The sequence below is a fragment of the Candidatus Nanosynbacter lyticus genome, from assembly GCF_000803625.1.
Classification (GTDB): domain Bacteria; phylum Patescibacteriota; class Saccharimonadia; order Saccharimonadales; family Saccharimonadaceae; genus Nanosynbacter; species Nanosynbacter lyticus.
The window spans coordinates 316,698-341,737 of sequence record NZ_CP007496.1 but is presented as its reverse complement, the minus strand read 5'-3'; the positions used below and the strand labels follow the sequence as shown (position 1 = coordinate 341,737).

General features: G+C 43.4%; 29 protein-coding genes and 4 tRNA genes. 27 read left to right on the top strand and 6 right to left on the bottom strand.

Annotated features, from left to right (window positions below; genetic code table 11):
- The 20 genes from rpsK (at nucleotide 1) to xerA (ending at nucleotide 12,923) form a co-directional block, all read left to right on the top strand.
- Nucleotides 1-390: a 30S ribosomal protein S11 gene (gene rpsK / locus TM7x_RS01800; protein WP_039327366.1), complete on the top strand. Its 390-nt coding sequence runs from the start codon at nucleotides 1-3 to the stop codon at nucleotides 388-390.
- A 2-nt stretch (nucleotides 391-392) separates the two neighbouring features.
- Nucleotides 393-1,013: a 30S ribosomal protein S4 gene (gene rpsD / locus TM7x_RS01795; protein WP_039327362.1), complete on the top strand. Its 621-nt coding sequence runs from the start codon at nucleotides 393-395 to the stop codon at nucleotides 1,011-1,013.
- 21 nt (nucleotides 1,014-1,034) lie between these two features.
- Nucleotides 1,035-1,958 carry a DNA-directed RNA polymerase subunit alpha gene (locus TM7x_RS01790; protein WP_039327359.1) on the top strand — a complete coding sequence of 308 codons (924 nt, stop codon included), beginning with the start codon at nucleotides 1,035-1,037 and terminating at the stop codon, nucleotides 1,956-1,958.
- 2 nt (nucleotides 1,959-1,960) lie between these two features.
- Nucleotides 1,961-2,347: a 50S ribosomal protein L17 gene (gene rplQ / locus TM7x_RS01785; protein WP_039327356.1), complete on the top strand. Its 387-nt coding sequence runs from the start codon at nucleotides 1,961-1,963 to the stop codon at nucleotides 2,345-2,347.
- A 1-nt stretch (nucleotide 2,348) separates the two neighbouring features.
- Nucleotides 2,349-2,780: a 50S ribosomal protein L13 gene (rplM, locus tag TM7x_RS01780; RefSeq protein ID WP_039327353.1), complete on the top strand. Its 432-nt coding sequence runs from the start codon at nucleotides 2,349-2,351 to the stop codon at nucleotides 2,778-2,780.
- A 1-nt stretch (nucleotide 2,781) separates the two neighbouring features.
- Nucleotides 2,782-3,180 (top strand): 30S ribosomal protein S9, encoded by a 399-nt coding sequence (gene rpsI, locus TM7x_RS01775; protein WP_039327349.1) that lies wholly within the window; start codon nucleotides 2,782-2,784, stop codon nucleotides 3,178-3,180.
- 74 nt (nucleotides 3,181-3,254) lie between these two features.
- Entirely contained in the window at nucleotides 3,255-4,109 is an 855-nt protein-coding gene (locus TM7x_RS01770) for an alpha/beta fold hydrolase (RefSeq protein ID WP_039327346.1), read from the top strand.
- A 3-nt stretch (nucleotides 4,110-4,112) separates the two neighbouring features.
- Nucleotides 4,113-4,688, top strand: coding sequence for a class IV adenylate cyclase (cyaB, locus tag TM7x_RS01765; RefSeq protein WP_039327343.1), 576 nt, complete (start codon nucleotides 4,113-4,115; stop codon nucleotides 4,686-4,688).
- Nucleotides 4,689-4,703: 15 nt separating this feature from the next.
- Entirely contained in the window at nucleotides 4,704-5,300 is a 597-nt protein-coding gene (locus tag TM7x_RS01760) for a non-canonical purine NTP pyrophosphatase (protein WP_039327339.1), read from the top strand.
- Nucleotides 5,297-5,602 (top strand): NUDIX domain-containing protein, encoded by a 306-nt coding sequence (locus tag TM7x_RS03815; RefSeq protein WP_052198819.1) that lies wholly within the window; start codon nucleotides 5,297-5,299, stop codon nucleotides 5,600-5,602. The genes TM7x_RS01760 and TM7x_RS03815 overlap by 4 nt, the downstream gene beginning before the upstream one ends.
- Before the next feature lie 216 nt (nucleotides 5,603-5,818).
- Entirely contained in the window at nucleotides 5,819-6,931 is a 1,113-nt protein-coding gene (gene trpS / locus TM7x_RS01750; protein WP_039327336.1) for a tryptophan--tRNA ligase, read from the top strand.
- 10 nt (nucleotides 6,932-6,941) lie between these two features.
- Nucleotides 6,942-8,087 (top strand): RluA family pseudouridine synthase, encoded by a 1,146-nt coding sequence (locus TM7x_RS01745; RefSeq protein WP_052198818.1) that lies wholly within the window; start codon nucleotides 6,942-6,944, stop codon nucleotides 8,085-8,087.
- Nucleotides 8,087-8,896 carry an AAA family ATPase gene (locus tag TM7x_RS03810; protein WP_052198817.1) on the top strand — a complete coding sequence of 270 codons (810 nt, stop codon included), beginning with the start codon at nucleotides 8,087-8,089 and terminating at the stop codon, nucleotides 8,894-8,896. Before TM7x_RS01745 ends, TM7x_RS03810 begins: the two co-directional genes overlap by 1 nt.
- A 10-nt stretch (nucleotides 8,897-8,906) precedes the next feature.
- Nucleotides 8,907-9,593 (top strand): tetratricopeptide repeat protein, encoded by a 687-nt coding sequence (locus tag TM7x_RS01735; RefSeq protein WP_039327333.1) that lies wholly within the window; start codon nucleotides 8,907-8,909, stop codon nucleotides 9,591-9,593.
- A gap of 42 nt (nucleotides 9,594-9,635) precedes the next feature.
- Nucleotides 9,636-9,712: transfer RNA gene (locus TM7x_RS01730), tRNA-Thr, on the top strand.
- A gap of 6 nt (nucleotides 9,713-9,718) precedes the next feature.
- Nucleotides 9,719-9,803: transfer RNA gene (locus tag TM7x_RS01725), tRNA-Tyr, on the top strand.
- Between the two features lie 92 nt (nucleotides 9,804-9,895).
- Complete coding sequence (locus TM7x_RS01720; RefSeq protein WP_138074074.1) at nucleotides 9,896-10,183, top strand: hypothetical protein; 288 nt, start codon at nucleotides 9,896-9,898, stop codon at nucleotides 10,181-10,183.
- Nucleotides 10,184-10,230: 47 nt separating this feature from the next.
- A tRNA-Thr gene (locus tag TM7x_RS01715) sits at nucleotides 10,231-10,306 on the top strand.
- 465 nt (nucleotides 10,307-10,771) lie between these two features.
- Complete coding sequence (locus tag TM7x_RS01710) at nucleotides 10,772-11,902, top strand: restriction endonuclease subunit S (RefSeq protein ID WP_039327329.1); 1,131 nt, start codon at nucleotides 10,772-10,774, stop codon at nucleotides 11,900-11,902.
- Nucleotides 11,903-11,954: 52 nt separating this feature from the next.
- The gene (gene xerA / locus TM7x_RS01705) at nucleotides 11,955-12,923 is read left to right on the top strand and encodes a site-specific tyrosine recombinase/integron integrase (RefSeq protein ID WP_039327326.1); all 969 of its coding nucleotides are present in this window, start codon (nucleotides 11,955-11,957) and stop codon (nucleotides 12,921-12,923) included.
- Here xerA and TM7x_RS03805 read toward each other — a convergent pair.
- The 4 genes from TM7x_RS03805 to TM7x_RS01685 all read right to left on the bottom strand — a co-directional run bounded on the left by TM7x_RS03805 (nucleotide 12,913) and on the right by TM7x_RS01685 (nucleotide 18,579).
- Complete coding sequence (locus tag TM7x_RS03805) at nucleotides 12,913-13,932, bottom strand: restriction endonuclease subunit S (protein WP_052198816.1); 1,020 nt, start codon at nucleotides 13,930-13,932, stop codon at nucleotides 12,913-12,915. The two genes, xerA and TM7x_RS03805, sit on opposite strands and share 11 nt — an antisense overlap.
- A 7-nt stretch (nucleotides 13,933-13,939) precedes the next feature.
- On the bottom strand, nucleotides 13,940-15,337 hold the full coding sequence (locus TM7x_RS01695; RefSeq protein WP_052198815.1) for an HsdM family class I SAM-dependent methyltransferase: 1,398 nt from the start codon (nucleotides 15,335-15,337) through the stop codon (nucleotides 13,940-13,942).
- Between the two features lie 54 nt (nucleotides 15,338-15,391).
- Nucleotides 15,392-17,941: a DEAD/DEAH box helicase family protein gene (locus TM7x_RS01690; protein WP_039328081.1), complete on the bottom strand. Its 2,550-nt coding sequence runs from the start codon at nucleotides 17,939-17,941 to the stop codon at nucleotides 15,392-15,394.
- Nucleotides 17,942-18,111: 170 nt separating this feature from the next.
- Nucleotides 18,112-18,579: a hypothetical protein gene (locus TM7x_RS01685; RefSeq protein WP_039327323.1), complete on the bottom strand. Its 468-nt coding sequence runs from the start codon at nucleotides 18,577-18,579 to the stop codon at nucleotides 18,112-18,114.
- A 47-nt stretch (nucleotides 18,580-18,626) separates the two neighbouring features.
- Here TM7x_RS01685 and rpmG point away from each other — a divergent pair, with 47 nt between their 5' ends.
- Entirely contained in the window at nucleotides 18,627-18,845 is a 219-nt protein-coding gene (rpmG, locus tag TM7x_RS01680) for a 50S ribosomal protein L33 (RefSeq protein ID WP_039327321.1), read from the top strand.
- 66 nt (nucleotides 18,846-18,911) lie between these two features.
- Here rpmG and TM7x_RS01675 read toward each other — a convergent pair whose 3' ends face one another.
- Entirely contained in the window at nucleotides 18,912-20,114 is a 1,203-nt protein-coding gene (locus tag TM7x_RS01675) for a glycoside hydrolase family 57 protein (protein WP_052198814.1), read from the bottom strand.
- A complete protein-coding gene (locus TM7x_RS01670) occupies nucleotides 20,111-21,313 on the bottom strand; it encodes a glycosyltransferase family 4 protein (RefSeq protein ID WP_039327320.1) in 1,203 nt (400 codons plus the stop codon). The genes TM7x_RS01675 and TM7x_RS01670 overlap by 4 nt, the downstream gene beginning before the upstream one ends.
- A gap of 128 nt (nucleotides 21,314-21,441) precedes the next feature.
- Between TM7x_RS01670 and TM7x_RS01665 the strand changes: the two genes are divergently transcribed.
- The 6 genes from TM7x_RS01665 (at nucleotide 21,442) to nusG (ending at nucleotide 25,015) form a co-directional block, all read left to right on the top strand.
- Nucleotides 21,442-21,518 (top strand) — tRNA-Trp (locus TM7x_RS01665).
- A 60-nt stretch (nucleotides 21,519-21,578) separates the two neighbouring features.
- Nucleotides 21,579-22,118, top strand: a complete 540-nt coding sequence (locus TM7x_RS01660; RefSeq protein WP_039327317.1) for an ATP-binding protein — start codon at nucleotides 21,579-21,581, stop codon at nucleotides 22,116-22,118.
- A gap of 2 nt (nucleotides 22,119-22,120) precedes the next feature.
- Nucleotides 22,121-22,813, top strand: coding sequence for a YgjP-like metallopeptidase domain-containing protein (locus TM7x_RS03800; protein ID WP_052198813.1), 693 nt, complete (start codon nucleotides 22,121-22,123; stop codon nucleotides 22,811-22,813).
- A gap of 30 nt (nucleotides 22,814-22,843) precedes the next feature.
- Nucleotides 22,844-24,028 carry a sensor histidine kinase gene (locus TM7x_RS01650; RefSeq protein ID WP_039327314.1) on the top strand — a complete coding sequence of 395 codons (1,185 nt, stop codon included), beginning with the start codon at nucleotides 22,844-22,846 and terminating at the stop codon, nucleotides 24,026-24,028.
- Between the two features lie 99 nt (nucleotides 24,029-24,127).
- A complete protein-coding gene (gene secE, locus TM7x_RS03795; protein ID WP_138074070.1) occupies nucleotides 24,128-24,457 on the top strand; it encodes a preprotein translocase subunit SecE in 330 nt (109 codons plus the stop codon).
- Nucleotides 24,458-24,469: 12 nt separating this feature from the next.
- A complete protein-coding gene (gene nusG, locus TM7x_RS01640; RefSeq protein WP_039327311.1) occupies nucleotides 24,470-25,015 on the top strand; it encodes a transcription termination/antitermination protein NusG in 546 nt (181 codons plus the stop codon).
- Nucleotides 25,016-25,040: the final 25 nt, after the last annotated feature.

Here is a 25,040-nt window from a genome sequence, read left to right as displayed (position 1 = left end):
ATGGCAGACGCAAGATCTACCAAGAAGAAGCAGCGCCGATCAGTCCCAGCTGGTCAGCTGCATATTCAAGCAACATTTAATAACACCATCGTTACTTTTTCCGATAAGAAGGGTAACGTGTTGACCGCTTCATCAGCTGGTGCATGTGGTTTCCGTGGTAGCAAAAAAGGCACCGCCTACGCTTCACAGGTTGCCGCTGAAAAAGCTGCTGAAGCTGCGAAAACTCAGTATGGTTTGAAATCAGTTGACGTTTTCGTCAAAGGTGTCGGTTTGGGCCGTGATGCCGCTATTCGTGCGGTTGGCGCCTTCGACATCTCAGTAGAAAGCATTAAGGACGTAACTGGCGTGCCTCACGGCGGTGTTCGTCCACGAAAGGTACGGAGGGCATAATTATGGCACGAGATAATTCACCGATTGTCAAGCAAAGCCGCCGCGAAGGTTATGCGCTTCATCCAAAAGCACATAAAGTTTTGGCACGAAAATCCGGTATTCCAGGTCAGCACGCGCACGGTCGCCAGAATAAGCCAAGTCTATACGCTACACAGCTGCGCGAAAAGCAGAAGGTTCGCCGCCTGTATGGTTTGGTTGAAAAGCAGTTTGCTCGGCTGATGAATGAAGCAACGCGCGCCCAAGAAGGTTTGGCGGGCGAGAACCTGTTGAAGCTGCTGGAGCGCCGCTTGGATAACGTCGTTTATCGTTCTGGATTCGCTGTTAGCCGCCGCGCTGCTCGTCAGCTGGTTAGCCACGGCCACTTTGAACTAAACGGCCGTCGCGTCGATATTCCATCGATTCGCGTTAAGGCTGGTGACGTTATTACTGTTCGTCCAAAGAGTACCAAATCTGAGTACTTTACGCACATTGAAGATGTAATCAACAATTCAATCCAAGGCCCACTGAGCTGGCTAAAGAGCGATAGCAAGAAGCTGAAGATTGAAGTGACTGGTTTGCCAAAGCGCGAGGAAGCAGAAGCTGACATCAACGAGCAATTAATTGTTGAGTATTACTCACGATAAAAGAAGGGTTAGGGAAGAATTATGGCAAAAGCAATTTACAATCCAGCACTCGCGAGCGTTGATGACATTTCAGCGACCAGTGCTACTTTTCTAATCGAGCCGCTTCACCCAGGCTACGGTAATACTCTTGGCAACTCACTACGCCGCGTTCTGCTATCAAGTGTTCGTGGTGGTGCGATTGTCGCTTTCAAAATTGAGGGCGTAACTCACGAGTTTACCACTGTTGAAGGCATCAAAGAAGATGTTGTCGACATCATGCTGAACCTGAAAAACGTTCACCTGCGAGTGTTTACTGACGAGCCGGTTGAGCTGCGCTTGGAGAAATCTGGCGCTGGCGAAGTAACTGCCGCTGACATCAAGACAAATGCTGATGTTGAAGTCGTTAACCCAGAGCAAGTAATTGCTACAATTGACGATCCAAACAAGCATTTGGTGATGGATTTGGTGGCAGAAGCAGGTTGCGGTTACCAGACAATTGAAGAGTCAAGCGAGAACCGCTTGCACAGCGACATGATTGCTATTGATGCAATGTATTCGCCAGTGCTGCGCGTTCGTTACAAAGTTGACTCAACCCGCGTTGGTCAAGAGACAAACTTGGATAAACTAGCAATTACCGTTGAAACCAACGGTACAGTTACTCCACGCGAGGCGTTTGAAGAAGCAGCGGCAATCCTGGTTAACCAATACACAGCTTTAGCAGGCAACACCATGGTGACTGGTGCGCCAGCACTTGGCACAACCAAAGATGATGAAGAGTCAGAATTGGCTATGTCAATTGAAGAATTAAACCTAAGCGCCCGCACGACGAACGCGCTGATTAACAATGAAATCCGCACGATTCGCGACCTGGTGACTTTGACCGAGCAAGATTTGCGAGAATTGAAAGGCTTTGGTTCAAAGGCGCTGGATGAAGTACGCGACAAGATGGCGGAGTTGGAGTTTTAACTATGCATAGACACGGATATCAAGGGCGCAAGTTCGGCCGTGAGCGTGATCAACGACGAGCCTTGCTGAGAGGCCTGGCAACCAGCCTGGTCGAGCACGGCAAAATCGAGACCACCTTGCCGAAAGCCAAAGAGCTGAAGCGCCACATTGAAAAAATCATCACCAAGGCGAAGAAAGGCGATCTAGCCAGCCGCCGCCAGGTGATCGCAGCACTCAGCACCCGCGCTGCTGCTTACAAGCTCGTTGATGAAATTGCCCCACAGCTGAGCGGCCGCACCAGCGGACACGTTCGCGTTGAACGAACACGTTTGCGTGTTGGCGACGGTGCACAAATGGCAATCATCGAGTTTGTCGACGATATCAAACCAATGCCAAAGAAGGAGAAATAAGATGAAGACTTATTCACAAAAACCATCTGAAGTTTCTCGCCGCTGGGTATTGTTTGACGCAAGCGAGCTGCCACTCGGTCGTTTGGCAACTGAAATTGCTAAACATCTGACTGGTAAATACAAGCCAACCTACACACCGCACGTTGATGGTGGCGACTACGTCGTGGTTATCAACGCTGCAAACACCGTCGTTACTGGCTACAAGGAAACTGACAAGTACTACTACCGTCACAGTGGTTTCCCAGGCGGTATCAAAGAAACGCAGTTCAAAGAAATGCGTGAACGCCACCCAGAACGAATTATTGAAGAAGCTGTCAAAGGCATGCTGCCAAAGAACAAATTGCAAGCAGAACGCCTCAATCGCCTGCGCGTATTTGCTGGCAGCGAGCATGCTCACGCAGCACAAACCCCAGAGAAAGTTGAGGTAAAGTAATATGGCTACTGATACCTATTTCTACGGCTTGGGACGACGCAAAAGTGCTTCAGCAAGTGTTCGCTTGCTTCCTGGCAAGGGTACCATCACCATCAACGGCAAAGCAGCCGCTGAGTACCTGGATGGCAACAAAACCTTGCTTGCCGAAGTGACCGACCCACTAGCTGTCGTCAGCAAGCAAAAGGAATACGACGTTACCATCTTGGTCAAAGGTGGTGGCCTCGCTGGTCAAGTTGACGCCATCAAGCTTGGCATCGCTAAAGCATTGACGGCTGCTCACGCTGATCTGCGCCCAGTTCTGAAGAAGGCTGAGCTGCTCAAGCGTGACCCACGCGAGAAAGAACGCAAGAAATACGGTCTGCGTTCCGCCCGCAAGCGCGAACAATTCTCCAAGCGTTAAACAGAGGAGAAACCAATTCTCGAAAATACTCCGTCTCATATGCAGGCGGGGTATTTTCATAGTATACTAAGACTATGTTTGATAGAATAATCCATCGCTGGCTACGTATTCCTTACACCTTAAATGTGCATTATTTTTGCCGCCCAGACAATCCAAAGTCTACGATTCTACTTGTCCATGGATTAGGCACCTCATGGCGCACCTGGAAGCCATTGACACAATATCTGCCCAAGGACGCGCGGGTTATTGCTATTGACATGCTGGGATTTGGCAACTCACCAAAGCCCGACTGGAAATCTTACAATGTCCAAGATCAAGCCACCAGCATCGCCGCCACTTTAAGAAAAGAATCAATCAATCATCTTGACGTAATCATTGGCCATTCTATGGGTTCGTTGGCAGCCGTAGAACTCGCTAAAAAATATCCAAAATTAGCTCAGTCGCTAATCCTATGCAGCCCGCCGATATACCAACCTAAAACTGACGAGAAAATCCATCATCCAGAAAAAATATTACGCGCCCTATACAGCCTTATCAACAAGCACCCAAGGAGTTCAAAGCGCCTACTGCAATTTGCCGACCGACATAATATATGGCCCGACGCTGGGTTTAAGGCTGACAAAGTCACCGCCAAATCTTTCCTGACCGCACTAAACGCCGCGATTATTAATCAAACCACGATGACTGATATATCACAATTGAAACTACCGATCACTATTCTATCTGGCAAACTTGATCCGCTAATTGTAGAACGGAATTTGAAGCAATTAGCCAAAGAGCATAAGAATATAGCCCACCGCTCAATGACTATGCAGAGCCACGAAATTACCGATAAATACGCCAAGTGTTTGTCTGGGATTATAAAACAGCACCTGACGGGAGAACTTCCATTAAAATCCGTACGTCGCATAAATAGATTAAGAAAATAGCCCATGATTGAAATCGAATCCAAATTCAAGCTATCAGCCAACATGACTCGCGACAAGCTCATTGCGGTCCTAGAAAATCAGTTTGTCGTGCCCATCTCAATCAAACACCAAATCGATACGGTTTTTCTATTACCCGAACAGGTTGACGCTCCAATTATTCCTGGCTCAAAGATTATGCGAATACGCGACGTCCTCGACCCAAAAACCGGTGAGTTGCAGCGGAGCTTTATGACGCTAAAAATCGAAAGGCAGGCGAAATTAGTATCTGATGAATATGAGTTTGCAGTTGATAGTGGCGACATGGCACGCCAAATGCTTACAGTGCTGGGTTGGCAAGAGGTTGTCACGGTTGATAAAGTCCGCCTTGAATCGAAAACTGAGGACTATACGATTTGTGTCGATGAAGTTGCTGGGCTGGGGTTGTTTATCGAGCTGGAGGTTTTGGCTGAGGACGACGCAAATGCCGACAATATTCAACAACAAATGTATAGTTTCCTGAAAAATCTGAACATTGATGGTGAATTATGGAAGACCCCTTATGATACGAGCATTAGAAATCTGCGAAAGGGCGTTAGTTAACGTATACTTATCAATATGAAGCACAGGAATAGTCTAATTTATTTTGTAACTTCCAATCACAAAAAGTTCGCCAGCCTCCAGAAGCTCCTCCAGCCACTCGGTGTTGATTTACGGCAGCTCGACTATGATTTTGACGAGGGGCGAGGGCTGGATATTCAAACAATTGCCAAAAGTAAACTATCTCAAGCCAAGAAAGCTTTTCCAAACAAGCGACTAATCGTTGATGATCGTGGCTTTTTCATTCTGGCCCTGAAAGGTTTTCCGGGGCCGTTTGTTAAATTGCTACTGGATAGTTTTAGCTATCCCGGCATAATCAAGTTAATGCAAGGCGAAACTGATCGTAGGGCTATATTTTCTTTTGCGGTTGGCTATTTTGACGGCGCGGAAGATCATATATTCGTGGTGGACGAAGAGGGCTTTATTATCGATGAACCGCGCGGCGACAATCTGCACGGCTGGACGGAATTGCTATATATTTATGGGCATCCGAGATTTCCCGGCCGCAGTTTGGCAGAATTGAATGATGAAGAGTGGCAAGAATATTTGGCGGCAATTGAAACGGTTGATGGGTTTGCGATGCTGAGGGATTATCTGAAGGGAATAACCTCATGACTAAAACCATCATCTGCAAAGACGTCTTCGGCAATCAATACACCGTTCCCGTTGACGAACTAAACATTCGCGTCGGCGTGTACGCAGTTATTATTGAGGATAATAAGATTCTTTTAACTCGGCAATGGGACGGTTATAGCTTGATTGGCGGCGGTGTCGAGAAGGGCGAAACGGTTGAGGAATCAATTATCCGCGAAATTAAGAAAGAAACTGGACTAACCATCATGCCGGATAAAATCATTCACCAAGCAACTACTTTCTTCAAACGCAACGCTGAGGCGCAAGCCAACCAGTCAATCTAGCTGTACTTTACCTATAGCCAGCTGCACGGGCAAATCAATAACGACAACATAACCGACAGCGAAAAAACCTACACCAACGGCATGCCGGAGTGGGTTGATCTGGATAAGATTGACGACATAAACTTTCGGCATAGTGTGAGCTTGAGGACAATTTTACAGAATTATACTCCACCATTTCACGCCTACTAATAGCCAAAGGGTGTTATAATATATCTAATGAAACCATCCAAACCCGTCATCCTCACTGGCGTGCGCGCCAACAACGATATTCACATTGGCAATTATTTTGGTGCCATTTTGCCGATTGTCGATATGGCGAAGCGCCGCTCGTCCGATTTTGATATCAATCTGTTCATCCCCGATCTACACAGCTTCACCACGCCGATTGACCACAGCAAGTTGTACGATAGCATTTTAAATAACGCACGAATTTATACCGCCGCGGGACTGCCGCTAGATAATGAGGCGATTCACTTGTACCGCCAAAGCCGCGTCCCGGCACACAGCGAACTAGCGTGGATTTTGGACTGTTTCACTGGATTTGGAGAGATGGGTCGAATGACGCAGTTTAAAGATAAATCACACAAATTTCTTGATGAGATTGACAGTAAAATTCACCTACCAACTAGTAGACAGAAAGCGCAGGATATAGTTCATACAGGTATTTCCGTCGGTCTCTTCAACTACCCAGTCCTGATGGCCGCCGACATCTTGCTCTACGGCGCCACCTACGTGCCAGTCGGCGACGACCAAACGCAGCACCTGGAATTTACCCGCGACATCTCCGAGCGGATGAACCGCAAATTTGGCGACTTATTCATCGTACCAAAACCGGTCGCCCAGCAGCACCAATTCTTCGGCAACGACCAAGGCCTCAGGATCAAAGATCTGATGAACCCGGCCAAAAAGATGAGCAAATCCGACGACAGCGGCAAGGGCGTCATTTTCCTTGGCGACGAGCCAGAGGCAGCCCACAAAAAAATCATGAGCGCCACCACCGACTCATTGGGTAAGGTACAATACGACCGCGACAACCAGCCGGGCATTTCCAATCTGCTAGAGGTTTTAACACTGGTACGCCAGGATGCTGGAAAAGACGTCAGCTTGGAACAGACCATCAGCGAGTATGCCGGCATGGAGCGCTACGGCGATTTTAAGCGAATCGTAGCTGATGAAGTAGCGGAATTCTTAGCGAATTTCCAAGCGCGCTTGGCGGCAGTTGATGATCAGGCAATTGAGAGTAAGCTAGAGTCCAGCGAACACGATATGAACATCGTCGCCAACGAAACCTTGCACCGTGTCCAAACGGCCGTGGGGCTGCGGAGATAGGAACGCCCGCGTGAAAATTTCGCCGCGCACCGTCCTCAAGATCGCCAGGCTATACCAACTGGCAGATGACAATACGCCCGTCAAGGCCTTGTGCCGCTTGAAGGTTCAGACGGACGAATCGCACATCGTGGCGGAATTTATTTTGAACAAGCAACATTTCGCCGTACTATACGGCTCAATTGTCGACGAAGAATCAATTGACGAGCTGTGGCCTGACAGGCCCGCCAACGCCGAAATTTTACCAAATCCGCTTGATTCGAGCTGCACCGAGACGCCGTTTCAAGGCAAGTTCGTCATCATGCTCCACATCGTACCAACCAAACAGCGCCTGGACGTCCACTTGTCCACGGTATTTGACCTGTCAATTTCGCGCAGCCTCTGGCAAAAATACATCAAAGCCGGCTACGTGTCAGTCAACCAGCGAGTAGTAACGACGCCAAAGTTTGAGGTCGACGAGACTGACGAGATCGCCGTCAAGCTGCCAGAACAGGAGCAGGCGAGTACAGAACTGCCGATATTATACGAAGACGACGACGTGATGGTAGTAAATAAGCCGAGCGGACTCCTAACCCACGCCAAAGGTGGACTATCGACCGAGCCGACAGTAGCGGAAATTATTCGCCCCAAGACTTCGTTTGCCTCAGACACCGATCGGCCGGGCATCGTCCATCGGCTCGACCGCGACACTTCGGGTGTGCTGATTATCGCTAAAAATCCTGACGCTGCCGCCCATCTACAGCGGCAATTCGCCCAGCGCACCACCAAAAAAACCTACCTCGCGGCGACCGACGGCGTACCGAAATTAGCCGCCGCAAAGATTGACCTACCGATTGGCCGCAACCCGTCCGCGCCCAGCACCTTCCGTGTCGACCCGAATGGTAAGCCCGCCCAAACCGCCTACCGCGTACTGGCGGCGACTGACACTCGGGCGCTCATTGAACTTAAACCCACCACCGGCCGCACCCACCAACTCCGCGTCCATATGGCATACCTGAACACACCAATCCTCGGCGACCGCGTTTATGGCAAACCGAACGCCAGCCGCCTGATGCTTCACGCCCAGAAGTTAGAAATCACATTGCCATCTGGCGAGAGGAAAACATTTGAAGCGGCCACTCCAGAAGAATTCAAGCAGCTATTTCCAGAGGAATTGTAGTGTCTGAAATTATTGTCTCAACCCAAGACGTCCAGAAAATCGACCAAATCACCGCTAGGCCGCCACACGCACTTTTAATTGTGGCAGACTACGGGCTAGACGGTAAAAGCGTGGCTCAAAAAATAGCTAAAAATAGTGATATTTTCCGCTTAACTCCGCTTCCAGATAAACAATCCATATCCGTTGAGCAAATTCGTGATCTCATTGCTAAATTACGAACTTACGCCATAAATCGCCGAACTATTATTATTGACGAGGCGGACTTGATGACTGAATCATCCCAAAACGCACTGTTAAAAGCTCTGGAAGAACCAAATAAAAACACCATCTTTATCCTTATTGCAAAAAATCCAAAACTAATGCTAGACACAATAAAATCTCGCTGCCAAACCCTTACACTTCATAAAACATCATCAGTCCAGGACAAAAAACTGCTTGAAAATTACAACTTGGACTCCGCCACCATCCAGCAAATCCTCTTTTTGGCTGCCGGTCGGCCGCTACTGATTCGTCAGCTAGCAGAGAACCCAGACAAATTCGCCGAATACAGACAGCTAGCCACTGACGCAAAGCAAATTTTAGCCACAAATCAGGAATATACTACTTTAAAAAATATCGCAAAATATTTTACCGACCGCCAGAAAGCGCTAATCCTCACAGATATCATTATCAACATGATTCGCTTTCAATCCCTATCTCATGGCATGAATTCAACATTAGAAAAACAGCTCAATAAGGCTACAATCGTCAGTAAAGCACTAAACTCAAACGCTAATGTCAGACTAGCGCTGATGCAACTTGTGCTATAATGATATAGATATGTTTGGACTATTCCTCATTCTAATCCTAATGATTTGGGCGATTTTTTATCATCCATCAATCAAAGATGCTGGCGATTTGCCAACTAAAATTACCGAAAAGCTTGATCAGTTGTGGGTAATTGCCCAAGATTCAATTCGCGAAAATAAATATCTACGAGCAGAAAAGGCTTTGCTAACCATCTTGCGCGTCGACGAAAAGAACGCCACCGCCTATAATCGCTTAGGCATTTTATACGCCAAACAACGCGCCTATAAAGACGCCATCGAGTGTTTTGAGATTGCCCAAAGCTTAGAGCCAAGCGCCTCAAGCCTTCATAACGTTGGTCTGATTTACTATGAAACCGAAAATTATGAAAAGGCTTCATTAGCCTTTGAGCAAGCCCTGGAGATGGAAGATGACTTGGCGGCTCGCTACATCGCCTACGCTAAAGTCCAAGAAAAAATTGGAAATACGAAAAAGGTGATAAACGCACTAGAAAAGGCCGTTGAGCTAGAGCCAATTCCACAAACTCTTAAGATATTGGCGGAAGCTTATGAAAACTCTGGTCAAGCAGACCTTGCTGAAGGTCTACGTAAAAAGGCCACTAAGATGTTAACGCCATCTGCGCCGGCTCAAAAAACTGTCGGCACTCCACGGCCGCGCCAACAGCGCAAAATCCATCAGCCACGAAAAATTGTCATGTAGGCTATTGTCACGATGTTAAAAAATTGCTAAAATAAATCCAGTGCCGCTTTAGCTCAGCTGGCTAGAGCAACGGTTTTGTAAACCGTAGGTCCTCGGTTCGAGTCCGAGAAGCGGCTCCAAATTACGCTGGAATCGTGTAGTGGCAATCACAGGAGACTGTAAATCTCCCGCCGTAAGGCTTCGTAGGTTCGAGTCCTACTTCCAGCACCAAATTTGAATCATCGTCGCCTTTTTGGGGCGACTTTTTGATAGCGCAAAGTAGTAATATTGACTTTTATAAGCATATGTGCTATTATATGGATATGTTTGAATTTACAAAATCTATTCTTACATTATGGAATAGCGAAAAAAACCAACGATTGAAATTACAATACGCTTATATTATGCTGGCTATAATTGGGCTAACTGCGGCGGGATTATTGACATTATTTAACGCCTCATCGGCGCACTTGGCGGCATCAGCTTCAGGAATATTGTTCGTTACTTTCTTGGTCAATAGCATAGCGTGGGGAATAATAGAAGCGTTTGTCACGCCGAAACTACCAAAAGAAGTCGGTACGCCAACCAAGAAATCCACTCGTAAAAAATGACTCAGTTGATTAAACACGGCTTAATGTGCTAAAATTAAGCCTGTTACGCCGCGATAGCTCAGTTGGTAGAGCGCATCCATGGTAAGGATGAGGTCTCGGGTTCAAGCCCCGATCGTGGCTCCACAATAAGATATTTAAGGCTCGTGATCGAAAGATTGCGAGCCTTCTTTTGCTCATACGAGAATCGTCCTAGGAAACCCGATATACAAGTCTTTTCTTAGTGCATTAAATTCAGAGTGGTGGCCCACCAGTACAAAGAATAATAATTTTAACCGAAAGGATTCTTACGAAGACTTGAAAATAACTTTTTACTATATCTACTCCGGCTTATACTGCCGAGTACCTCTTTTAGGGGAATGTACGAAAGTTTTTAGAATTATTCGGTGAGATTGGCGCCTATTCTACTGCCTTAAAACGGCTATGACCTAACGATCAACAAATATAAGGAAGTCGAATACGAGAAAGTTGAATACCCACCAACTTCTGAAATTATAGCTGAGATTAAGAAATTAGATCGTGAAGCTTCCGAAAGTCTGACCGAACTTGAAAAATTATTAAACGAAACAAATCCGGATTTGTAGGTACGATATGAAGGTAAGACTGAAAGAATTGGGTACGATATTTACGGGAAATACTCCGAGCAAAAAGGTCGACGAATATTGGAGTAATAGAAACATCAAGTTTATTAAACCGGATGTGATAAAAGACGAATTATGTGTCATATCTAGTGCAAATGAGTATATCTCCGCCAGCGCCAAAAACGTTTCTAGAATAGTACCAGCAAATAGTATACTTGTCACGTGTATTGGGAAAATAGGACGAGTCGGCATAACGGAAGAAGAAGTCTCGTTTAATCAACAGATAAATGCTATCGTTCCGAATGAAGCAATTATTCCAAAATACTTGGCATATGCCATCTATGCCAATCGAAAACAACTGAAGGCTATAGCGAACGCGCCGGTCGTTCCGATTATTAATAAAACGCAATTTAGCGACTTCAAAATTAGCATATGCGAATCCGTAGAAAAGCAAAACAAAATCGTTAGAACACTTGATGTTATCTCCGAGATAATTACACACGACAAGAAAAAGATCGAAGCATTAGATGAGCTCATCAAAGCCCGATTTGTCGAGATGTTTGATGATAACTTTGGCGAAATCGTTGAACTCGGAAATGTCTGTGATGTACGCGACGGTACTCATGATTCACCAAAGTATCACAATGCAGGCTATCCGCTCGTAACATCAAAAAATATATGCGATGGGAAAATAGATTTTTCGACCTGTAATTTAATCCAGAAAGAAGATTATGTCAAGATTAATAAAAGATCCAAGGTCGATGTCGGTGATGTTTTAATGCCTATGATTGGCACTGTTGGCAATCCTATTATTGTAAATACCGACAAGGAATTCGCCATCAAAAATGTAGCACTAATTAAATTTAAAGACGATTCCGTAATTCTTAATACGTTCATAAAAACATTGCTTGAGTCAGATTATTTTGGCAGGGCCGTACTCAGTAAAACAAAAGGTGGGACGCAGAAATTCATTTCACTTGGCGATATTAGAAAATTGGAGTTTAATTTACCGCCAATCGAACTACAACACCGATTTGCCACCTTTGTCGCCCAAATCGACAAATCAAAATTTGCTGTACAAAAGTCGCTAGAAAAAACGCAACTTCTATTTGATAGTTTAATGCAGGAGTATTTTGGCTAAAAAGTTATTCCTTTTGTTAGTGGAGGTGCCAATCTAACGAAAGGAGTTATTAATGGAAGACGCCATTAAATACATTTTGGTGGATATGGACGAATATCTCACCGCAAATCAGTCACAAAAATTACAGCGCGTGCTCGTTTCGCGCCTTACAAAAGAAACGAGATCTATAAATGGCATTTCAAACGACAATTATTTGTCGATGTTTTTGAATGCTAAAAAGATAGAAGGATGCTCTGAACGGACATTGGCCTATTACAAGACTACTGTAGAGAAACTACTAGATGAAGTAGATGATCCAATACGTAAAGTAACTACCGACGATATACGTGAATATTTGGCTAACTATCAAGGTTTAAATGATTGCAGTAAAACAACTATTGATAATATCCGTCGCAATATCTCAAGCTTCTTTACATGGCTCGAAGAGGAAGATTATATCATCAAAAGCCCAATGCGGCGCATCCACAAAATTAAAACTACGAAAACCGTGAAAGAGGTTATTTCCGATGAGGAAATTGAAAAGATGCGAGATAAATGTAAAAATTTACGCGACTTAGCGATAATTGATCTACTTTATTCTACTGGAATAAGAATTGGCGAACTCGTGCGACTTAATATCGACGATATAGATTTCGAAGAACGCGAATGCATTGTTTTCGGTAAGGGCGATAAAGAAAGACGCGTATATTTCGACGCAAAAACTAAAATACACCTAATGAGCTACATAAATAGCCGCTTTGACACAAATCCTGCCCTTTTTGTGACACTTGATGCGCCTTACAATAGATTACAGATATCTGGCGTAGAAATCCGCCTGAGACGCTTAGGGCGCGAATTAGGCATAAATAAGGTTCATCCGCATAAGTTCCGCCGGACTATGGCAACACGTGCAATTGATAAAGGGATGCCTATTGAACAAGTTCAGAAGCTACTCGGACATTCTCAGATCGATACGACTATGCGTTATGCTATAGTTAATCAAACGAACGTAAAAGTTGCACATCGCAAGTTCATTGCTTAGCGGCAAATTTTGATTTGTCGATTTGGGCGACAAAGGTGGCAAATCGGTGTTGTAGTTCGATTGGCGGTAAATTAAACTCCAATTTTCTAATATCGCCAAGTGAAATGAATTTCTGCGTCCCACCTTTTGTTTTACTGAGTACGGCCCTGCCAAAATAATCTGACTCAAGCAATGTTTTTATGAACGTATTAAGAATTACGGAATCGTCTTTAAATTTAATTAGTGCTACATTTTTGATGGCGAATTCCTTGTCGGTATTTACAATAATAGGATTGCCAACAGTGCCAATCATAGGCATTAAAACATCACCGACATCGACCTTGGATCTTTTATTAATCTTGACATAATCTTCTTTCTGGATTAAATTACAGGTCGAAAAATCTATTTTCCCATCGCATATATTTTTTGATGTTACGAGCGGATAGCCTGCATTGTGATACTTTGGTGAATCATGAGTACCGTCGCGTACATCACAGACATTTCCGAGTTCAACGATTTCGCCAAAGTTATCATCAAACATCTCGACAAATCGGGCTTTGATAAGATTATCTAGGTAAAAAAGTTGCGATTCTTTTTTATCTATAATGTTTTTAATTTTCTCAAGTTTTTTGCATGCGGTTTTTTGTTCTTTAATATCGGGAAGCGATATTTCCGCATCAGTAAGATTGCCTAGTTTAATATATTTAATAACTCCGCCAATCGATAGTTTTCTTAATTCCTGAATATACCGCGTCATAAAATGATAGAGGTATGGAAGATGAAGTCTTCCGTCGCCGTTAGATTCGACAATGTACGTTCGTTGATATGCGTCAAATTTTCCGTTGTAATATTTGACATTTAGATCGCCATTTCCCGCAACTAGTACACACTCGCAATCATATGAATATGTAGATATTCGCAACGGCTCTTTCGAACATGTAAAGAATGGATACGTGCCATCATCAGAAGCCGCATTGGCGTCCAATTTGCCGGTTCTAATCTTCGTTAGCTCTCCAAGTTTAACTTTCATGATATATCTACAAATCCGGATTTGTTTCGTTTAATAATTTTTCAAGTTCGGTCAGACTTTCGGAAGCTTCACGATCTAATTTCTTAATCTCAGCTATAATTTCAGAAGTTGGTGGGTATTCAACTTTCTCGTATTCGACTTCCTTATATTTGTTGATCGTTAGGTCATAGCCGTTTTTGACTATCTCATCTTTATCCACAAAGAATGATTGCTCGTTGCGTTTACGATCTTTCTCACCATCAAGGTTTTTAAACCTTGCAAGAATATCGGGGACGTCACTTGTTTTGAGCTTTGAGCGCTTGTCATCAAGACTATATCCATCTATTTTCATGTCGTAAAACCAAACCTTGTCGGTTCTTTCATTACTTGAGTTAGTAAATACTAAAATCGCCGTAGAAACACCAGCATATGGCTTAAATACGCCCGAAGGCATCGAAATAACAGCTTGAAGCTTCTTATTTTCGACAATTTCTTTCCTGAGTGCTTTGTGTGCAGAGCTACTGCGGAACAGAACACCATCAGGCACAATTACAGCTGCGCGACCATTCGGCTTCAAATGAGAAGCGATATAATCAACAAACAGAAGCTCAGCACGTTTTGAAGTAATCCCAAACTTCTTATGCGGGGTGATACCGCCTTTTGGCGTCATGAATGGCGGATTCGCAAGAATCACATCATAACGGTCATCCCAGTAATCTTCTGAGCTGAGCGTATCATGCTCAATAATATGAGGGGATTTAAAGCCATGCAGGAACAAGTTTACACGAGCGATACGAGCCATGTTTGGTTCGATATCAAAACCGTAGAAGTTGCGATGAATTTTCTCAATATCCTCACTATTCAAACGTTCTTTTTCAATGTGCTTCTTCTTAATCCAGCTATACGCAGAGATAAGGAAACCTGCGGTGCCACAAGCAGGGTCTAGAATTTTATCAGATTTGTCTGGATCAATAAGCTCAACCATCATATCAATGATATGGCGAGGTGTTCGGAACTGACCAAGCTTATCTTGAGATCCCATAGTGGAGAGAAGGTATTCATAAACGTCACCGATGGAGTCGCCAGAACTCTGCTTAATCTTATCGATTTCGCGAAGAAATAAGTTAAGTGTATTTGAGTCGGTAAATCCAAGTGTCGCACCATTAAAAATCTCACGGAATAGTGGAGGAATGTTTGGATTGCGGCTCATATTCTCGAGGGCATTGCGATAAAGAATTACGCGATCAGCACCAGTAGTAGTTGGGCTCATCAAATTGTGCCAACTATATTTTTCATATTCACCAGAAAAATATGTACGTTTGCCGCCAAGTGCAGCAGAATCGTCATCAGTATCCGACATGAACTTATAAATAAGTGCATAAGAAATTGCATCCACCTGGGCGATTGGACTTGGTAATTTACCCATGAGAATATCGCGGGAATTATCTATTATTTGTTTAAATTGGGTATAGTCCATTCATTAATCCTTTACTCTTAGTTTTTCTACATTAATATAATCTCTAATATAGCTAATAATCTGATTTACTCTTTCGATACCTAGGCGTTTGAGCTGTTCGATTGTAATAGAGCCGAATCCAGCCAGTAGACTATAATCTCTATTATCTATAGCCTCAGACACGCGTCGATCAGTGATATACGCATCAAATAATTCAAATGCATCGTTGTACAACTCTCCAACCAAAGTTTCACTCAGCCCTTTATCCGAAATAAGTTCATTAAACTTTTGCTGGATATATTGAGCTTTAGTCAATGGCTCTTTATTGTTCATGATTAGATCCAGAATCTCACGAAGGTCTAGCCTGCGGTCTAGATTGAAGATTTTGCGAATTTTCTCAGGAGTCATATAGAACTTAGGCTTATCTTCGCCGAGTATTTCGGATTTAAGATAGCTTAGCGCCCCATCAATATTGCCATTATTATACAACTTGACGAATTCTTCATTAGATTTCACCTCATCTTGGAAGCTGCGGAACATCTCGCGATCAACGCGCATGCCTTCTTTACCAACAATCGTCTCATCTATTCCACTCAGGGAATCATTCTCATTCAGGTCTACCGTACGGTTTACCACGATCACGGGAGGATCGACATCGATAAGCAGCGGCGTCACTAAAGTGTTTTGCGTTTGCCTACTCATTGGCACTACCAACGGCGCATTATAGTCGTATTTTTCTTCGAAGTATTCGCAAACTGCGAAAAAGTCTATAATACGGAAGTTTTCTTTCTTAATAGTTTTAACTTTCTCGCCATTTTCATAATCTACATATTTGAACGTATGGAGTCGCGTACCTCGACCTTTCATCTGAATAAAGTCAGAAGGGCTAAACACTGGACGCATGAACACGAGATTTAATAAATCGGAGCAATCGTAACCGGTCGTCATCATGCCGACCGTGACGGCGACTCTAGTGCGACTACTTTCGTAATCCGAAAGCCACCTTGTATGTCCGCGCAGATTATTTTCAGAAAAACTAATCGAGAGCTGTTGAGCGTCACGAACATTACTCGTAATCTGAATAGCGAAATCAGAATTATACTTACCAGGGAACTTTTCCATAGCAATTTGGTTAAGCATTTGGACTATTTTTTCTGCGTGTTTTTGGCTAACAGTAAAGATGATGGTTTTACCAATTTCTTTAGATAACGGATCGACCGCCGCGTATTTCATAAAAGTCTCACAGAACACGCGATTGGTCTCTTCATTGAAAAATGTTTTCTCGAAATCTCTGATACCAAAATTCTCGTCAACATCTTCGCCATCAATAATTTTATGGACTGCATAGCCTTCATCTGCGAGCAGTCGTGAGGTAATATTCGTCCTAGCATCCAGGATGACGGGATTCACCAAAAACGGACCATCAGGATCGTTTACGCCATCTTTTAGGTCATATCTAAAAGTCGGTTGACCAGATTCGCACCCAAAAGTCCTATAGGTATCCAATAACTCTCTGCGTTCGAATTCTTTTTCTGAATTTTCATCTTGCTTGGTATTCTTTAAAAAATCCTTCGGTGTGGCGGTAAGCCCAATCTTGTACCCAGTGAAATATTCGAAAACAGCTCTCGCGTTGCCGCCAATAGAACGATGCGCCTCATCTGAGATAATTAAATTAAAGTCATTCGGACTAAAATCACGATAGCGACTACTCGCCAAAAGAGATTGGACCGTACTAATAACGATATCGGCAGTCTTCCAGTTATCTCTATCTTCCTTCCACACCTTAACCACGTAATCTTTACCGATGGACTGCCTAAAAGACTTCTTGGCCTGATTTTCTAATTCAATGCGGTCAACCAAAAAGAGGATTCTCTGAGCGTTTCCTGTCTTTAGAAATAGTTTGATAATAGCAGCGCAAGTTAAAGTTTTTCCGGTGCCAGTCGCCATCTCGAGCAGGAAGCGTTTATTGCCGTTTTGCGCCGATTTTTGAACGGCCTTAATCGCATTTACCTGATACTTGCGAAGGATTTTCAGTTTATTTTTCTCTATAAATTCACTACGAGTATCTTCGTTTATATAATCGGGATGCGTTTTAATTTCAGGCATTTGAGATTCGGCGATATAGGTTCGAGAAATATTCTCGTTTACAAGCGCATCAACATCGGAAACCCATTTCTTTTCATCTTCTAATGAGCTTAGAGTCGGAAAGCTACTAATTGGCTCGGGGTTACCAAATTGCATATCCCACAGATAATGCGTGTTGCCGTTACTAAGAATTACATACCTTAAGTGTAGAGAATTGGCATAATCGCGAGCTTGTTCTTTAGCGGAAAGCGGAGGAATGCTTTCACGCTTAGCTTCAAGGACGGCAATGGGCTTCTGGTTAGAGCCTAGAAGAAGGTAATCGACAAACCCTCGTCTCGTATTTTCAAAATCATCGCCCAGGTTTTCGATATCTACTTTGTTTTCTACATCGACATTAGCGGGACCGTCTTCGTTATCCAACAATCTCCACCCGGCATCAGAAAGTAGCATATTTATCTTTAGTCGCGCTTTAGCTTCCTTTTGTGCCACGTTATTTTCCTTCCGCAAATTAACTTATAAATATCTTTACTATAAGTATACCGTACTTTCGCTATTTCTTATCGCAAAAGCGGTTAACATCCTCCTTCGTGATGATAAGTCAAAACTTTCTCTGCGTCCAATTCGATCATCTTACCAGACTCATCTATAATCAACAAATCTCAGTTCAGATCCGCCGCCCACTTTAATTTATTGTGTGGTCCGCCAAGAGCCCTACCTCCTTTTAGATCCTGCAAACTTAAGAAGGTTTGCCCATCTTCACTTGATGAATTAGCTTTATTAAGGAATTCGTCCCTAGACAAAGTTTCGCGTTCTTTTAAAAAATCTGCCGTCGAAATAAAATAATACCCGTCAATAAACTTTTCAAAATCATCAAACCATGAATTGGCAATTACTGGGTGATTAGTAACTATCAAAACATTCTTAGCATTGAATTTTTTCGCAAAGTCGTAAGAAGAGAGAGTTTTACCAAAACGCAGTCTTAACAAAGTTAGGAGGGAACTGTGACGAAACGATCGATAGAACAGAGAATCGATAAAGTACGCGGGTTGATACTTGACTAGGTGATTAGCGAAGTAAGCATAAAAATTAGTAAAATCTGATATGGTACTAGCATTTTTACTCCACACATGCTATAATTAGCCAAGACGTTTTATAAAATCTAACGAGTAAAGAGATGGCAAAGAAGAATACGAAACGAAAGCTGATTGGTTTGGTGAGTAACTTGAGCAACCACCGAACTTACTATACTACCGTTAATACCCAAAACCGCACCACTAAAGGTCAGGGAAAATTAACACTGAAGAAGTATGACCCAATTGCAAGGCAGCACGCGACCTATACTGAGACAAAGAAGAACCTCGGTCGTAACGAAGTTAAAGCTCGTAAAAGCTAATTTAACAGGATCATACAGAAACTCCCTCGCATTCAGAGGGAGTTTTTATTTAGCAAGAATGTCTGACTATTTCCTCAATCGAGATTTCATATCACGAATAGTATTCATATAGTAAAGAAAAGCGTCGTATGGCGAATCATACGGACTAAAATAAGCGTGGACATCGCCGTCGGTAAAATTCTTCGTTCCCATGTAATAGAAGTGGTCTGAAGTTTGCAATTTTCGCCAATCGCTAATTAGACCTTCGTCTTTACTATTCAAGACCTCATCTTCGAGCTCATAGACATATCGCAAAGCTTCTTTCTGCAGGCTGTTTCCATTCCAAGCCGTCAAATCCCGCTCAGCGTCCGCCCACGTTACAGGCGACGGCATACTTATTTCACCGGCAGGCGCATTCGCATCCAGTGCCTCGCTAACGGTATAGAAAGTATTGCCATCAGCACTCAGCCATTTATCAACAAACTTCTCAAAGAAGCCGAAAATCCCAGATTCCGCCCATTGATGTTCGCCGAAAGTTTCATAGTCCATGAACAAGTTAAGCAGTGGCGCGTAACGGACAGAATCTTCCACCCACGTATTAAACTTATCCGCAGTCAGCGGCCATTCATTCCATTTTCGATCGCTAAACCTAAACGCCAAATCATCGCTCAATCGATAATTCTTAAGTAGCAATCCAATTTTCTTCGTGCCTCTCGGGCGATATACATAATTCGGACTGCGCCAATTCAGAATCGGATCCCAGCCTTCAGCCAACACACCCTTAAAGCCATCCTGCTCAGCCCATTTCGCCAAGTCATCACTATACGCCAACTCTGTATTTGCTAAAACTCGTGTTTCCGCACCAAAAATCTCGCGAATCTTCCAGCGATGAAGCTCAACTTGACGCTCGAATTCCTTGCGCGAATAGAAAAACGCCAGACTGTGATGATACGGACTTGATAATATTTCTACTTGACCAGTCTTTACTAAGCGCTTAAAACTTTCCAAAACCTCAGGATTAAACCTTTCGGCTTGCTCTAAAAACGTTCCACTAAAACTCAACGAGATCTTAAAATCAGGATATTTTTTCAGCAACTTTTCAAGCAAAGCATTCATCGGCAAATACGACTTTTCTGCAACTTTTTGGAATATTTTTTGATTGTCCTGATCTGGATTTTGACCGCCAGAGAAATAGTTATACTTCCAAGCCACGTCAAATATACTATACTCGCGTATTCGCCACGGTTGGTGTACGTGTAGATATAAAACTATTCCTTTATTTTTATTCATGCCAGCGCTCCTTTATACAGTTTCAGACATTTTCTAGCGGCATCTTGCCAGGAAATTCTCGCGTATTCATTCTTAACGTTTTTCTTCAGAGATTTCTGTAAGGCAGGCGATTCAGCGACATTAACAATTTCATCCGCCAATTTATTTACATCCCAATAATCAAACCGCATAATATTATTCAGAACCTCGCCGACGCCGGATTGACGACTAATAAGTAACGCCGTGTCATGATGTGCTGCTTCCAAGGCAGTCAAACCAAATGGCTCAGAAACCGAACTCATCACAAAAACATCAATCAAACAGTAAATATCTCGCCACTGTTTTCCGCGCACAAATCCTGTAAAAATCATCTTATCGCTAATCCCTAAATCTGCCGCCAGTTCAATCAACTCATCTCTCTGTTCACCATTTCCAGATAAAACAAAAACGATTTTCTCATATTTATCAAGCGCCTTCGCTGCAGCTCGCACAAAATACGTCAAACCTTTCTGAACCGTGAGTCGCGTCAACGCGCCAACAACCGTATAACCATCCTCCTTCAACTCCTCCAAATACCTGTAAGTACTGGCATCATATTCATGAGGTGGCAAATCAGCCAAATCAATCGCGTTATAAACCACCTCAATTTTCTCTGGCGGAATGTGATAATTCTTAACAATTATTTCTTTCGTGATCTCGCTTACGGCAATTATCCGATCCGCCATCAATAGTCCTTGTTGCTCAATTTCGTGAACCAGAGGATTTCCGGACTGCTCGCCAGAACGGTCAAATTCCGTCGCGTGAACATGCACAATTAGCGGCGCACCAGTCATCTCCTTAGCAATTATTCCAGCTTCCATCGTTAACCAATCATGTGCGTGAATCGCGTCAGGCTGATGATTTTTCACAAACTTCCGAACGTATTTACCGTAACGCCTCTGCACAGCGCGCATAGGGGAAAGACCGTATTCATCCTTGGCATTTTCACGGTCTTCCTCTGAGCCGTTATTATATGCACCCAAATCGTGATAATTCGGCGGCAAAGGAGTGGCTGAATATACATCCATATAGTCAATCTCGGGATGCTTGGCGGTATAGGGAATAATAAAGTCAATATCAACACCCTCTGAAACGAGCGCTTTCGACATCTGATAGCAGGCAACGCCAAGTCCGCCACTGTTGTGCGGAGGAAGTTCCCACCCAAGCATTAAAATTTTCATCTCTGTTTTCATTGTAGGACGACGTTTATGTTTTTTCAAGAGATTTTGGTATTTTTTTTCACGAAATATTTATTTTTCACAATTTTAACATTTGCCAGAAGGGCAATTCATGATAAAATGAACGTCATAGGAGTGTAGCTCAGGTGGCTAGAGCACTGGTCTCCAAAACCAGGTGTCGGGGGTTCGAGTCCCTCCACTCCTGCCAAGATTCTCACTTAAAAGAGAATCTTTTTTATTAGTAAAAAATCTGTTATAATCTCTCCATATGAAACCTCTATCTCCTTCGCTTCCTCACATTATTGCCATGGTTGGCACACCGGGTTCAGGGAAGACTCAGTTTGCTACAGAATTTGCAAAAATTTTTAATTCTCCAGTAATTAATTCTCGTCAATTTGAAGTTTTTACAGACGACACAAAAGCCATTTCTGACGCGACTTTGGCTATCTTAGAAGAATTTTTGAAGACCAAGCAAACTATCATTCTAGACGGCGCTACCGACCAACGCACTAACCGCATGCGTATTAATCGGTTGGCTAGAGAATATGGATATAAAGTCCTATTTGTCTGGGTGCAGACTGATTCTGCAACCGCCAAACGACGCTGGATAAAAAATTACGGACAAGACAGTGAATCGTTCGATCGTCGATTAAAACAATTCTCCGCACCACACAGTAGTGAATCTTACATTGTAATTAGCGGCCGCCACACCCTAAGTACTCAAGCGCGCACTGTCCTTAAGCAAATTGGCACCAGTCGCCCAGAAGCCCCACGTCGCGTTATGTCAAATCGCATTAGCATAGGATAAGCATGCCAACCATTACCGATGCTGAGTTCGGAGAGATTGTCGTTAAAAGACAAAGTCTAGCGAAGAGCGTTAGTCTAAAAATCGCGCCGGATGGCCGACTTAGAGTTACTATGCCTGTATATGCGCCTGTTGTCGCAGCAAAAATGCTAATTAAAACCTCGCGTAAACAGATTCGCGAATTAGTTTCTAAACACCAAGCAACCTTTTCTTATACCGAAAATCAGCAAATTGGTAAAAGCCATCATCTGTTAATACAATCCACAACTAAGTCGTCTAACGTGAAAATTATCGGTACTCAAATATTAGCGGAAATTAACGAATCAGAATCAATTAAATCCGCTCCAGTCCAGCAAATTATTCGTGATAAAATCCTCATCGCCCTCAGGAAAGAGGCAAAAGGACACCTACCAAGGCGTCTATCATTTCTAGCAGAAAAGCATGGTTTTTCTTTTTCTCGCTGTAAAATAACTCACGCCTCCAGCCGCTGGGGAAGCTGTTCTTCTTCTGGAACAATCAGCCTAAATATTGGGATGATGAACTTACCGTTTGAACTTATTGACTACATAATTATTCATGAACTATGTCACACCAGGTACATGAACCACTCGACAGCATTCTGGTCGGAAGTTGCCAAATTTGATCCGCAATATAAAACCCACCGCAATGAACTAAAAAAATATTCACCGCACGTATAGAAATATATACGCTTATGCTATACTTAAGCCATGTGGGTGTTCATTATTTTGTTGATTATTCTTAGTGTTATCTTGGGAAGTATAACTATTGCCCTACATCAATTGTTACAAAAAATTGACGGCAAATTAAGTAAAAAAACCCCCAGGAAAAACCTTAGAGAGCATCAAAGACTAATCACGCTAATTAACAATATCACTGATGCCATTCTCAGCACCGATGAACACGGAATCATCAATACTTATAACTCTGCCGCTCTTAGTTTAATCGACACAAACAGCGGCATTAATGGCGAGCATATTAGCCAAGTTTTAGAGCTGAAGACGATTGATAAAAAGCCAATTGACATCTTCAAGGAGCTCACTAAATCTTCAACAATTCGTCAGCGCGATGACATAATTATGATGATTGACGATGATGATTACGTACGGCTGGAAGTAACACTTGCTCCAGTTCAAGGTGGCGATAAAATAACTCCGGATGGCTATGTGCTAATTTTACGCGACGTCACCAAAACAAAAAGCCTGGAAGAGGAACGCGATGAATTCATTAGTATAGTGAGTCACGAACTACGCACACCCATTGCCATAGCCGAAGGGTCGCTAAGTAACGCTAAATTGCTTGTCGAGCGTAATATTACTAGCAAAATACCTGAGGCAATTGACGAATCTCATAAGCAAATTTTATTTTTAGCGCGCATGGTAAATGATCTGAGTACGTTATCACGCGCCGAAAGGGGAATTGCTGACGAGACAGAGATAATCGACGTAGCCGAACTTGCCGCACAGATAAACTCTGAGTACTCGCCACAGGCAGCAGAAAAAAACTTGGCCTTTAATTTGGACATTGGTGGGCGGCTTGGGTCAGTCCAAGCTTCTCGTTTATATCTAGAAGAAATACTTCAGAACTTTATTACTAACGCCATCCGCTACACCCAAGAAGGCTCAGTTACGCTGTCAATTAAAAAGAATCGATCTGGCGAAATTATCTTTAAAATCATTGACACTGGTATTGGTATTAGTAAGGCTGACTTAAATAAAATATTTGATAAGTTTTATCGAGCTGAAGATTATCGCACGCGCGAAACTAAGGGCACTGGCCTGGGACTTTACGTATCCGCCAAATTAGCCAAAAAGCTGGGCTGTAAAATTGAGGTAGAAAGCCGACTGAATCACGGTTCAACTTTTGGTTTTAGATTGAAGGAGTTTAAGAAATGATGAAAAGGATATATAGCGCAGCTTGCTATTTTTCCTTAGATAGACTACAATAACTATTGACAGTCTGTGAAAAGCAGACTTTTTAAATTGGGAGAAAATATGGCACAGAAAGGCAAGGCAAGCAGCAAAATCACAGTTCGTCGGATTAAAGCTACTGACGACGCGCCAAAAAAAGAAAAAACTGTCACAAAAAAGACTAATAAGCCAACCAAGGTAGTCGCAAAAACAGCTAAAAAATCTAGTGAACGCGGCACACTAATTGGTTATTTTAAGGGCGCTTGGGCAGAATTGAAGCTGGTTCGTTGGCCAACCCGCTCAGCCACTTGGGCGATGACAGCAGCAGTCCTCATCTTCACCTTGGCTTTTGTTGTTCTAATCCTACTACTTGATGCTGCATTTAATTGGGGCTTTAATCAATTTTTGAAATAAAAGGAGTTATATATGAGTTCAAAACGATACGATGACAGCCAGCAATGGTACGCAATCCACACTTATTCTGGCTACGAAGAAAAAGTTGCTGAGTCAATCCGTCAGCGCATTAACGGTGTTGACATGGCCGATAAGATTTTTGACGTTATCGTGCCAAAGGAAAAACAGATCCAAATCCGTAACGGCAAGCGAAAAATCGTTGAGGCTAAGATTTTCCAGGGCTATGTGTTGGTAGAAATGAAATTGACTGACGAAACCTGGTATATTATCCGCAACACCCCAGGTGTAACCGGATTTGTTGGCGCCGACACGACACCAACGCCAGTTTCAGAAAAGGAAATTGCCAAGATTAAAAAGCGCATGGGTGTTGAGGAGCCAAAGCATCAAATTGACTTCGCCGAAGGCGAAATCGTATCGATTACTGACGGTCCGTTCAAAGGCTTTGACGGCGCAGTTAGCGAAATCGATGCTTCTAAGGGCACGCTGAAAGTTATGGTTAGTATGTTTGGCCGCGACACTCCAGTCGAGCTGGACGCCTTGCAGGTTAAAAAAGCTTAGCTTGCAATTTAGCGAATTTTTCGCT